Annotated in this window: 6 protein-coding genes; 4 read left to right on the forward strand and 2 right to left on the reverse strand. The window is 71.4% G+C overall.

What is annotated here, in order from left to right; all coding sequences use genetic code 11:
* Window positions 1-53 precede the first annotated feature (53 nt).
* From recC to arfB, 4 genes are read left to right on the forward strand one after another with little or no spacing between them, the layout of a single operon-like run.
* Window positions 54-3,392: an exodeoxyribonuclease V subunit gamma gene (gene recC, locus CFB41_RS06110; protein WP_089455902.1), complete on the forward strand. Its 3,339-nt coding sequence runs from the start codon at window positions 54-56 to the stop codon at window positions 3,390-3,392.
* Window positions 3,389-7,099: an exodeoxyribonuclease V subunit beta gene (gene recB, locus CFB41_RS06115; protein WP_089455903.1), complete on the forward strand. Its 3,711-nt coding sequence runs from the start codon at window positions 3,389-3,391 to the stop codon at window positions 7,097-7,099. Before recC ends, recB begins: the two co-directional genes overlap by 4 nt.
* A gap of 2 nt (window positions 7,100-7,101) precedes the next feature.
* Entirely contained in the window at window positions 7,102-9,402 is a 2,301-nt protein-coding gene (locus tag CFB41_RS06120; protein ID WP_089456569.1) for an AAA family ATPase, read from the forward strand.
* The gene (arfB, locus tag CFB41_RS06125; protein WP_011351491.1) at window positions 9,399-9,803 is read left to right on the forward strand and encodes an alternative ribosome rescue aminoacyl-tRNA hydrolase ArfB; all 405 of its coding nucleotides are present in this window, start codon (window positions 9,399-9,401) and stop codon (window positions 9,801-9,803) included. Before CFB41_RS06120 ends, arfB begins: the two co-directional genes overlap by 4 nt.
* 58 nt (window positions 9,804-9,861) lie before the next feature.
* On the opposite strand, the gene CFB41_RS06130 is transcribed toward arfB, so the two are convergent.
* Both CFB41_RS06130 and CFB41_RS06135 read right to left on the reverse strand, forming a co-directional pair.
* Entirely contained in the window at window positions 9,862-11,142 is a 1,281-nt protein-coding gene (locus tag CFB41_RS06130) for an EAL domain-containing protein (protein ID WP_089456570.1), read from the reverse strand.
* Between the two features lie 454 nt (window positions 11,143-11,596).
* Complete coding sequence (locus tag CFB41_RS06135; protein WP_089455904.1) at window positions 11,597-12,523, reverse strand: DMT family transporter; 927 nt, start codon at window positions 12,521-12,523, stop codon at window positions 11,597-11,599.
* Window positions 12,524-12,667: the final 144 nt, after the last annotated feature.

The following is a 12,667-nucleotide window of genomic DNA, read 5'->3' on the forward strand; positions in this document are numbered from 1 at the left end:
TTGGTGATCCTGTTCGCCCGGCCCGGCCGGCGCGAGGTTCCGACGCCCGCTTCATGCTCCATCTCTTCTATTCGAATCGTCACGAAACGCTGGCCGACGCGCTGCTCGAGGATCTGGCCGCGTTCCCGGCCCGCAATGGCCCGTGGGCGCCGCAACAGGTCATCGTGCCGAGCGCGGCGCTGCGCCGCCGTCTCGAGCTCGACATCGCCGCTCGCAACGGCGTGTGCGCGAACGTCGAGTTCACCTATCTCGCGCAATGGCTGTGGGCGCAGATCGGTCGCGTGCTGACGGTTCCTGCGCGTTCGCCGTTCGCACCCGATCGCCTCGTGTGGCGCTGCTACCGGCTGTTCGCGCAGGCGGCCGACGGCGCGCCGTGGCTCGCGTCGCCGCGGCTGGCCGCGTATCTGTCCGCGTCCGACGATGCGATGCGCTACGAGCTGGCACACCGCGTCGCGGCCGTGCTCGATCATTACCTGACCTATCGTCCCGAATGGCTGGCCGCATGGCAGGCCGGCGAGTCCGTGCTCGCCGGCGACGGCGCGCCGCGCGGGATCAGCGACGCCGCGCGCGACGACGAGCGCTGGCAGGCCGCGCTGTGGCGCGCACTGCTCGCGGAGCTGAGCGACAGCGGCACGCCGCCGGCGCACCGTTTCCTCGTCGAGGCGCGCCATCTCGATCCCGAAGCCATCGCGCGCGCGGACTGGCCGGAATCGGTCAGCGTGTTCGCGCTGCCGACGATGCCGCCGCTGCACGTCGCGTTGCTGCGCGAGCTGTCGCGCTGGATCGACGTGCGCGTCTATGCGCTGAACCCGTGCCGCGAATTCTGGTTCGACATCGTGACCGCCGCGCATGCCGAGGCGCTCGATGCGGCCGGGCGGCTCGATTACCAGGAAGTCGGCCATCCGCTGCTCGCCGAATGGGGCCGGCAGACCCAGGCGCAGCTGCACATGCTGCACGAGCTGACTGAAAGCGCCGCATCGGGCGACGCGTCGCGTTTCGTCGAGAATCCCGCGCCGACGTGGCTCGCGCGCGTGCAGAACGCGATCCTCGAACTGCAGCCGGAGGCCGAAATCGGCGACACGCCGGCCGAGCGCGGGATCGAGGTGCACGTGTGCCACAGCCTCGCGCGCCAGCTCGAGGTGCTGCACGACCGGCTGCTCGCATGGTTCGACGCCGACGCGAGCCTGCAACCGTCCGACGTGCTCGTCGCGGTGGCCGATCTCGCGGCCGCCGGGCCGCTGATCGACGCCGTGTTCGGCACGGCCGGCGCCGGCGGCTCGCGTGTGCCTTACCGGATCACCGGCTTGCCGCCGTCGCAGGCGAACCCGGTCGCGCGCGTGCTGCTCGACTGGCTCGCGTTGCCGGAGCGGCAGGTCGGCGCGCCCGAGCTGGTCGAATGGCTGCGTGTCGACGCGGTGGCGGCGCGCTACGGCATCGATGCGGCGGCGCTGGAGACGGTGCAGACCTGGCTCGCGGCGGCCGGTGCGCGGCGCGGGCTGTCGCCGCTCGTGAGCGACGATGCCGCCGTGCCGTCGCCGCGCCATACGTTCTCCGATGCGCTCGCGCGGCTCTTTCTCGGTTATGCGATGCCGGAGGGTGCGGCGCCGGTCGGCGCGTGGCTGCCGATCGAGGCGGCCACCGGCAGCGAGGCCGAACTGCTCGGCCGGCTCGCGCGCTTCACCGACGATCTCGACGGCTTCGCGCGGCGGCTGGCTGAATCGCATACGCCGCAAGGCTGGAGCGAGCTGTTCGCCGATACGCTCGCGCGGTTCTTCGATTCGGGCGCCGCGTATGCGGACGCGCTTGCGGGCGTGCGCGACGCGCTCGACGCGATGCTGGCCGCGATGACGGAGGGGGCGCCCGATGAGGCGTTGCCGGCGGCCGTCGTCCGGGCGGGGCTGGCCGCCGCGCTCGACGATCCGGCGCGCGGCGGCGTGCCGTGGGGCGGCGTCACGTTCTCGTCGCTGACGAGCCTGCGCGGCCTGCCGTATCGCGTCGTCTGCCTGCTCGGGATGGACGATGGCGTGCTGCCGAGCCTCGCGCGTGCCGACGAATTCGACCTGATGGCCGTGTTGCCGAAGCTCGGCGACCGCCAGCGCCGCGACGACGAGCGCAACCTGTTTCTCGACCTGCTGCTCGCCGCGCGCGACCGGTTGATGATTGCCTACACGGGCCGCAGCATTCGCGACAACGCGCCGTTGCCGCCCGCGGCACTCGTCGACGAACTGCTCGACCATCTCGCGCTCGTCACGGCCGGGCCCGACGCGGCGCCGGACGCGGTCGATGCCGCGCGGCGTTCATTCGTCGTCGAGCATCCGCTGCAACCGTTCGCGGCCGCGTATTTCCAGCCCGGCAGCGAACTCGTTTCCTTCGACGCCGAGCGTGCGACGCTCGCGTCGCTGCTGGCCGCCGAGGCGTCGCGCGACGGGCCGCGCGAGCTGCCGTTCTTCGCGCAGCCGCTGCCGGCCGAACCGGTCGAGCCTGTCGCATTCAGCGAATTCGAACGCTTCTGGCGCCATCCCGCGCGTGCGCTGCTGCGCGCGCGGCTCGGCATCGTGCTTGCCGACGCGCAGGCCGAACTGCTCGACACCGAGCCGTTCGCGCTCGACTTCGCCGGCAGCGATGCGCTCGCCGAGCGCGTGCTGCCGTTGCTGATCGAGTCGGACGAGGGCGGCGTGCTCGATCACGCGCTGCGCATCGCGGACGCGAGCCCCGAACTGCCGGGCGGTGCGACGGGCGCCGTGTGGCGCGACCAGGCGCTCGGTTCGATGACGCAGCTCGCGTCGAACGTGCGCCGCGCGCTGGCCGACGGGATCGAGCGGCGGCCGTTCACGCTTACCGTGGTGCCGGCCTGGCCGGATACCGAACAGGCGCTGTTCGGCGCCGACGACGCGCGGCTGTCGGCCGACGCGGTGAGCGCGCCGCTCGACCTGCACGGCACGCTGAACCGGCTCACGCCGGCCGGGCAGATCATCTATCGCTATGCACGGGCGAGTGCGCGCGACTACCTGTCCGCGTGGCTCGCGCATCTCGTCTACTGCGCGGCGGAGCCTGGCGGCCCGCGCCGCACGCTGTGGTTCGGCAGCGGCGGTGCATTCGAGCTGACGCCCGTCGCGGCGCCGCTCGAGCAGCTCGCGCCGCTGGCCGCGCTGTTTCGCGCGGGGCGGCGCATGCCGCTGCGGTTTTTCCCGCGCAGCGCGTGGGCGAGGGTGTCCGATGGCGAGGCGAAGGCTGCGAGCGTCTGGATCAACGAGCGGGTCGTGAGCGAAGCCGACGATCCGGCCATCGCGATCGCGTGGCGCGGCGCGCATGCATCGCTCGACGAGCCGTTCGGCACGCTCGCGCGGCTCGTGTTCGATCCGCTCGTCGCCCATCTGAAGGAGGTCGCATGAGCGCCGTGTCGCAGCCGCAGCAGGCGCTCGAACTCGATGTGTTCGCGTGCCCGCTCGACGGTGTCAACCAGATCGAGGCGTCCGCCGGCACCGGCAAGACCTGGAACATCTGCGCGCTGTATGTGCGCCTGCTGCTGGAGAAGGATCTCGGTGCGGATCAAATCCTCGTCGTGACCTTCACGAAAGCGGCGACCGCCGAGCTGCACGAACGGATTCGCGGCCGGCTCGCGCAGCTCGCGCATGCGCTCGACACCGGTGACGACGGCGGTGATCCGTTCATCGAGCGTCTGCTGGAAACCACGCTCGGCGAAGACGGCGCGCTCGATCCCGAAACGGCCGCGAAGCGGATCCGGCGTGCGCTGCGCGCGTTCGACCAGGCCGCGATCCATACGATCCATGCGTTCTGCCAGCGCGCGCTGCAGGAAGCGCCGTTCGCGGCGGCAATGCCGTTCGCGTTCGACATGGAGGCCGACGACGCGTCGCTGCGCTTCGAACTGGCAGCGGATTTCTGGCGCACGCGTGTCGAGCCGGCAGCCGCGCGCTGGCCGGGCTTCGCGACCTGGCTCGTCGAGTCGGGCGCCGGCCCGGCCGCGCTCGATGCGCAGCTCGCGCGGCGACTGAAGAAGCCGCTCGCCGCGCTGCGCTGGGACGGCGTGACCGAGCCGGACGAATCGGCCGAGGCGGCGGCAGCCGAATGCTTCGCCGAGGCCGGGCGGATGTGGGCCGCCGAGCGCGACGCGATCGATGCGTTGCTGCGCGTCGCGCAACCCGCGCTCAACCAGCGCTCGCACAAACCCGAGGCCGTGGCCGATGCGCTGGCCGCATGGACCGCGCATTTCGCGCAGGGCGACGCGACGGCTGCGCTGCCGAAGGCTGCGCTGAAGCTCACCCGCACCGCGCTCGTGAAGGCCACGAAAAAAAGCGGCACGACGCCCGAACACGCATTCTTCGACGTGGCCGACGCGCTCGAAGCGGCCGTGGCCGCGGCCGAGGCCGCGCAGCGCGCGCGCTGGCTCGCGCTGATCGGCGAATGGCTCGACATGGCGCCGGGCGAGCTGGCCGAGCGCAAGCGCACGCGGCGCGTCGTCTCGTTCGACGATCTGCTCGCGAACCTGTACCACGCGCTGCATGCGCATCCGTGGCTCGCCGAGACGCTGCGCGCGCGCTATCCGGCCGCGCTGATCGACGAATTCCAGGATACCGACCCGCTGCAGTTCGCGATCTTCGACCGGATCTTCGCGCCGGGCGGCCCGCTGTTCCTGGTCGGCGATCCGAAGCAGGCGATCTACAGCTTCCGCGCGGCCGATCTGCATACCTATCTCGCCGCGCGCGCGCGGGCGAGCGCGTGCTACACGCTCGCGGTCAACCAGCGTTCGACGCCCGCGATCGTCGATGCATGCAACCGCTTCTTCATGTCGAATCCGCGCGCGTTCGTGCTCGACGGGCTCGACTATTACGCGGTGCGTGCCGGCACACGCGTGCGTGCGCCGTTCGTCGACGCAACCGATCCGGGCCCGGCCGGCGACTTCCGGGTGTGGGCGTTGCCGGGCGGCGAAGGCACGTTGCTCAAGCGCGACGCGCAGGCACAGGCCGCTCAGGCCTGCGCGGCCGAGATCGCACGGCTGATGCGCGGCGCGCGCGAAGGGCGCGTGCGGCTCGGCGAGACACCGCTGTCGCCGGGCGATATCGCGGTGCTCGTGCAGACGCACCGGCAGGGCAGTCTCGTGAAGCGCGTGCTGGCCACGTGGGGCATCGGCAGCGTCGAACTGGCGCAGGCTTCGGTGTTCTCGACCCATGACGCCGAGCAGCTCGAACGTGTGCTGGCAGCAATCGATGCGCCAGGCGACCTGCGGCGCTTGCGCGCGGCGCTCGCATCCGACTGGTTCGGCCTCGATGCCGGCGCGCTGTGGCGGATGGAGCAGGGCGACGGCGACGCGCAACGTGAAGCATCGGCGGCGGACAGCGCCGACGCGATGAGCTGGGTCGAGCGCTTCTCGCGGTATCGGCTGTTGTGGCGCGAACGCGGCTTCGCGGTGATGTGGCGCACGTTCACGCGGGAGCTGCGGATTGCCGAGCGCCTGATGGCCGGCGCGGACGGCGAGCGTCGCGTGACCGACATCAACCATCTGGCCGAACTGACGCAGGCACGCGCGTCCGCGCAGCCGGGCATCGCGCCGACGCTGCGCTGGCTCGCCGCGCAACGGCTCGACGGCGGCGGCGAGGAAGCGCAGCTGCGGCTCGAATCCGATCGCAACCTCGTGCAGATCGTCACCGTGCACAAGTCGAAAGGCCTCGAATACGCGATCGTGTTCTGTCCGTTCCTGAACGACGGCGGGTTGCGCGAGCCGCCCGCGTCCGCATTGCCCGATGCGCGCGAGTATCACGACGATGCGGGCGACGCGGTGCTGCATTACGGGTGCGACGAGGAGGCAGCCGAGCATGCGGCGCGGCAGGCGCTGCGCGAGCAGGCGGCGGAACGCGCGCGGCTCGTCTACGTGGCACTCACGCGCGCGGTCTATCGCTGCTACGTCGTCGCCGGGCCGTACCTGTCGTCGCGCTCGACGCGTGAGTCACGGCGCAGCGTGCTGAACTGGCTCGTCGCGGGCGCCGGCCAGTCGTTCGATGCATGGCTCGACGAGCCGCCCGACGAAGCCGCGCTCGATACGGCGTGGCAGGCGCTCGCGGGTGGCCCCGTGAGCGTCGCGCCGCTGCCGGCGCCTGTGCGCCCCGAGCGCCTCGCGGCCGGGCACGACGCATCGCAGACGCTCGCGGCGCGCCATGCGACGCGCGTGCTGCGCGATGCGTGGCGGATGGCCAGCTTCAGTTCGCTGACCGCGTCGATGGCGCGCGAGGAGGCGGGCGTCGCTGCCGTGCCCGATGACGAGCTGCGGCCCGATCACGATGCGCTTGCCGCGGTGGCGCCGGATGGCGAATGGCTGTTGGCCGATACGGTTGCGCCCGAGCCGCCGGACGACGATATCCTCGTGTTCCCGCGCGGCGCGGCGGCCGGCGAGTGCCTGCACCGCCTGTTCGAGCTCAGCCGCTTCACGGATCCCGAGTCGTGGCCCAGGGCCGCGCTCGGCGCGCTGCACGACCGGCCGGTCGAGGCCGTGCCCGAGCTGGCCGCACGCCTGCCGGCGATGATGGTGCAGCTGGTCGACGATGTCGTGCACACCGAGCTCGTGCCGGGCATGCGGCTCGCCGATCTCGATCCCGCGAAGCGGCTCGACGAAATGGGTTTCCTGTTCCCGGCTCCCGCGCTCGACCTGATGGCGCTGCGCCGGCTGCTGGTCGCGCACGGCTATCCGGACGTTGCACTGGAGGCGGGCATGCTCGCCGGTTTCATCAAGGGTTTCATCGACATGATCGTCGAACACGACGGCCGCTTCTGGATCGTCGACTGGAAGTCGAACCATCTCGGCACGACGCCGGACGCCTATGGTCCGCGCGCGCTCGACGTCGCGATGGCCGATCACGCGTATCACCTGCAGGCGCTGCTCTATACGGTCGCACTGCACCGCTATCTGCGCGGGCGGCTGCCCGACTATGACTACGACACGCATATCGCGGGCTACCTGTACCTGTTCGTGCGCGGTGTACGGCCCGACTGGCGCAGCGGCGGCGAACCGGCCGGCGTGCATGCGCGGCGGCCCGAGCGCGCGCTCGTCGACGCACTCGACCGGATGATGGAAGGGGGCCGCGCATGAACGTGAACGCGCAGGACGACACGCTCGAATTTACCGGCGGCCTCGTCGCGCGGCTGCCCGAACCCGCCGATTTCGGCATCGCGCTCGCGGAAGGGTTTGCGCGCCGCATCGGCGATCTGGCTCGTCGCGCCGGTGCGCCGGCCGCGGCCGCGCGCTGGGCGGCGCGCGCCGCGTTCGCGACGAGTCGTGCGACCGCGGGCGGCCACGTGTGTGTCGCGCTCGGCGCGCTCGCGCAGCGCTACGAAGCCCCGCTCGACGAAGTCCGCGCGGCGCTTGCCGCGAGCGGCGTGGTCGCGTTCGGCACGCTCGCACGCGGTGACGAGCGGCCGCTGATCGTCGACCGCCACGACCACCTGTACCTGTCGCGCTATTTCGACTACGAGCGGCGGCTTGCCGATGCGCTCGTCGCGCAGGCCGGCGTGGCCGCGCCGGACGAAGGTCTCGCGCCCGACCGGTTGCGCGACAGCCTCGCGCGTTACTTCGGGCCGGCAACCGGCGAAGTCGACTGGCAGCGCGTCGCGGCGATCGTCGCGCTGACGGGCCGCGTGACGATCGTCAGCGGCGGCCCGGGCACGGGCAAGACGACGACCGTCGTCGGCGTGCTGGCCTGTCTGCTCGACGCGCATCCGGGGCTGCGCGTTGCGCTGGCCGCGCCGACCGGCAAGGCCGCGCAACGGATGCAGGAAGCGCTGCACGCGCGGGCCGGCGACCTCCCGCCCGAACTTGCGGCGCGCCTGCCGGAGACGTCGTTCACGCTGCATCGGTTGCTGGGCGGCGGCGGGGCGGCCGGGTTCCGGCATCATCGCGACAATCCGCTGCCATACGACCTGATCGTCGTGGACGAGGCGTCGATGATCGACGTCGCGCTCGCCGCGCATCTGCTCGATGCGCTCGCGCCGGGTGCGCGGCTCGTGCTGCTCGGCGACAAGGACCAACTGGCCGCGGTCGAGGCGGGCGCCGTGTTCGCAGAGTTGAGCGCGCGACCGGCGTTTACCGCCGCGGCGCGCACGCGCATCGCGCGGGCGCTCGGCATCGACGAGGCGGCATTCGTCGCGGCGCTGCCGGTGCAGGACGCCGCCGCGACCGCCGCCGCTCCCGCTGCGCATCCGGCTTCCGCCGCGGTCGAGGCACCGGCGCCTGCCGCGGCCGCGGCGCGCAAACCAGCGTCGCGCCGGAAAGTCGATGAGCGACAGGCATCGCTCTTCGACGACGAGCCGCAGGATGACGACAGTTCGCCGTCCCGCGTCGCGCCGCCGCCGGCCGTAGATCCGGCGCTGATCGAAACCGGTGAGCCAGGCGACGCCCCCGCGTGGATCGAGGTCGACGAACTTGCGTGGCTTGACGCCGTCGAGCTGCCGCCGTTCGACGCGGGCGACGTGGCGCTTGCATCGATCACATCGATACCGCCGGGCGAACCCGCCGCCGCGCCCGCCACGCCCGCACCTGCACCTGCACCCGCACCCGCACCGCTCGCCGACTGCGTGGTCTGGCTCGAACGCAATTACCGCTTCGGTCTCGATTCGCCGATCGGCCGGCTGTCGCTCGCGATCCGCAGCGGCGACGTGCAGGCCGCGCTCGACGCGCTGCCCGCCGACGATTCGGCCGCCGCGTCATTCCATGACGATGCGGGCGAGTCGCTCGCGTCGTCGACGGTCGAGCGGCTCGCGCGGCGCTTCGGCGCTTACCTCGACGCGTTGCGCGACACACTGGCCGCGCCGGCGCCCGATCCGCTGCCGCTGTTCGACGCGCTCAACCGGTTCCGGATCCTGTGCGCGACCCGTAGCGGCCTGCGCGGCGCGGAGCACGTCAATGCGCTCGTGGCCGCGCACGTGCGCCACGCGGCGCGCGTGCCGCTGGCGGTCGGCGCGCACTGGTTCACGGGGCGGCCGATCATGGTGACGCGCAACGACTATGCGCTCGGGCTGTTCAACGGCGATATCGGCATTGCGCTGCCCGACGCGCACGGCGTGCTGCGCGTGTGGTTCAGGCGCGCGGACGGCACCGCGCGCGCGGTGTCGCCGGCCGCGCTGCCGCCGCACGAAACCGCGTTCGCGCTGACGGTCCACAAGTCGCAGGGCTCGGAATTCGACGAAGCCGCGCTCGTGCTGCCGGCATCGTTCGGCCGCGTGCTCACGCGTGAGCTCGTCTATACGGCCGTCACGCGTGCCCGCACACGTGTGCAGGTGATCGGGCCTCGGCGCGTACTCGCGCAGGCGGTCGCGACGCGCACGCAGCGCGATTCGGGGCTCGCGGCACGCGTCGACGAGGCGCTTGCACGGCGCCGCGGGGAGGCTGCGCGATGATGATCCGCTATACGCTCGATCCGGCCGAAGTCGAATGGACGGCCGTGCGCGCGCAGGGCGCGGGCGGGCAGAACGTGAACAAGGTGTCGAGCGCGATCCACCTGCGCTTCGATATCCGCGCGTCGTCGTTGCCGCCCGTCATCAAGGAGCGGCTCCTCGCGCTGTCCGACCAGCGCATCACGCGTGACGGCATCGTCGTGATCAAGTCGCAGGAATATCGCACCCAGGAGAAGAATCGCGAAGCCGCGCTGGCGCGACTCGATGCATTGATCAGCGGCGTTGCATTCACGCCGCGTGCGCGGGTCGCCACGCGGCCCACGCGTGCGTCGAAGGAGCGACGGCTCGAGCACAAGTCGCGCCGCAGCGTGGTGAAGTCGGGACGAGGGAAGGTGACCGACTGACGAATGGATGCACCGACGAACGGCGGGCGCGACAGCCGAACGCTTGCCATCGCACCGATTAGCGCATGACGGTCCCGGCGCTGTCGAGCACGAAGTCGACGCAGAACACGACCAGCCGGCTCTGCGCGCGGATCGCGACGGCGGCCGTATAGCAGTCGCGGCCTTCCGTCAGCGAGAAGTGCGGGCCCATCAGCGCGACGCGTCCGGGCGCGGCGATCGCGCGCTGGAAATACGGGCGCCGCGACCAGTTGCTGTGGGTTTCCGGGAAGAGCGGTGAAAGGCGGGTGACGCCCGCCTGGCCGTCGTCGGCGCGCGCGCCGATCGACGGCAGGAACTGCTCGCCGGTTTCGTCGGTGACGAACACGCGGCGCGCGGCCGGCACCGCGAACACGCGTTGCGCGGCGTCCTGCAGGTTGCCGCTTGCGGAAAATGCCGCCGCCCCCGACAGCACGAGCCGCTCGATCGCGTCGAAGCCGGGCTGCTCGGCGGCCACCGGCGTGTGCCGGCGCGCGATGAAGCGCTGCCACGCGGCGTCGAGCATCGCGGGTGCTGCCGCGCTGGCATGGGCGATCGATGCATCGGGCTGGCCGAACTGGAAACCCTGCACGAAATCGATGTCGGCTTCCATCAGCGCCTGCAGCGAGTCGTCGCTCTCGACACCCTCGGCGAGCACCATCGCACCGGCCTGATGCAGCATCGACACGAGGTGATGCATGATGCGGCGATCGTCGGCCGAACCGGTCGAGCGTACGACGAGCGAGCGATCGAGCTTGACGATGTCGGGGCGCGCGCGCCACACGCGGTCGAAGTTCGAGAATCCCGTGCCGAAGTCGTCGATCGCGATCAGGAAATCGCGATGCTGGATCATGTCGATCGTGCGGGCGAGCTCGGCTTCGTCGCGCGACGGCTGTTCGACGACTTCCAGCACGATGCGGTTCGGCGGCAGCGCGAAATGCCGGCACAGCGCTTCGACGAATTCGCGCTGCACGAGGCCCGAGTCGAGCACGCGCGGGTTGACGTTCAGGAACAGCCAGCCGTCGCCGATACCCTGCGCGATGAAGTTGGCCGTGTGCAGGCAGCGCGCGAGCCGGTCGAGCAGCAGCGCGTCGGCGTCGGCGCGCGTCTTGTCGAACAGCGCGGCGGGCGAGATCAGTGCGCCGTTCGGATCGACGACGCGCAGCAGCGCCTCGTAGCCGACGACCCGCTTGTGCGTGATCGACAGCACGGGCTGGAACACGCTGCGCAATGTCGTGGTGCGATAGGTGGCGACCCAGCCGCCGGGCGTCGGCGTGAGGCGTTCGAGCAGGGAGTCGAGCGAGAGGTCGCGGGCGGGCTTCATGTCAACGGTGCCCGGGGCCAAGCGGCGCAACGGCAGCGCGCCGCCACGCTGAAGCAGTCGCACGCGCCGGCGGACGCGAAAGGACGTGGGACATCGAGACCGCCTTCTGCGGGTAAGTGTCCGAAGTGTAACGGGAATGCGGCGGCTCGCGTATCAGGGAAACTCCAGACCCACGCGGGAACGGCACTGCGGCCGGCGCCGCTCGCATGCGCGCAGTGCATGACCGCCGCGTCGCGTCGGGCGTCGCCGCCGCACATGACAATCGGGCAGCATGGCATGCGCGACAAGGCGAGGCGGGAAATCCCGACAGCCGCCAAATCGCGAACGAAGCTCGCTGTCAGCGGAATGCCGGCCGCGCCGCGGCACTATTCGAGGGCGCGGCGATGAATAGCCGGCGCCCGGTCGTCACGCATCACGGCCGGAACGATGGCGGCGCGTGCACCCGAATGTATCGTCAGGTCGCTTCGCCGCTGCGCGGCCGGATCCCGGGAATCCGCTTGATCGCGCCGGTCGCGAGCGCGGTGCCGACGAGCACGATCACGCAGCCTTCGATCATCACGGCCGACACGTGTTCGCCGAGGAACAGCGCGCCCCACAGCAGGCCGAACACGGGAATCACGAACGTCACGGTAATCGCCCGCGCGGGGCCGATGTGCGCGATCAGGTGGAAGAAGATGAAATACGCGATGCCGGTACAGGCGACGCCCAGCGCGAGCACCGAGCCCCATGCGTGCGCGCTGACCGGCGCGGCAGGCCACGTGGCGATCGCGAACGGCAGCAGCAGGAGGGTCGAGCCGATCATGCTGCCGGTCGCGTTGACGAGCGGATCGACGCCGGTCAACTTGCGCTTCGTGTAGTTGGCCGCGATGCCGTACAGCAGCGTCGCGCCGAGCGCCGCGGCGGCGGCGAGCGCGGTCGCGGCGGCGCCCGTTTCGCCGTGCGCATTCGCGATCTGGTTCCACACGAGCGTGAGCACGCCGGCGAAACCGATCACGAGGCCGAGCGCGCGCGGCAGCGACAGCTTGTCCTTCAGCCAAAGGTAGGCGACGAGCGCGCCCCACAGCGGCGTCGTCGCGTTGATCACCGACGTCACGCCGGCCGACAGCGTCAGCTCGGCGAACGCGAACAGGCAGAACGGGATGCCCGAGTTCAGCGCGCCGACGACGAACAACGGCCATGCATGCCGGCGCAGCCGGGCGCCGAGATCGGCGGGTTTGAAGCGCGTCAGCGCGAAGCCGGCGAGAAACAGCGCGCCGATGCCCACCCGCAACGCCATCAGCGGCGCGACGCCGAAATCGACCACGCCGACGCGGATGAACAGGAAGGACGCGCCCCACAGGGCGGCGAGCACGGTCAGCAGGAAAGCGTTCTTGGGTGACATCGATCGGCGAGGGCGGGGACGGGATGCGAGGAATCTTACACCGCGTTACTGCCCGTCGTTTCACGATCGGATGAAACGACAAGAAACGGCCATTCCGCCGGTTTGCCGCCGGGCCGCAGACGCTCCGCCACGTGCGGCGCGGCC

This window comes from Burkholderia sp. AU33803 (assembly GCF_002223095.1).
Lineage (GTDB): Bacteria > Pseudomonadota > Gammaproteobacteria > Burkholderiales > Burkholderiaceae > Burkholderia.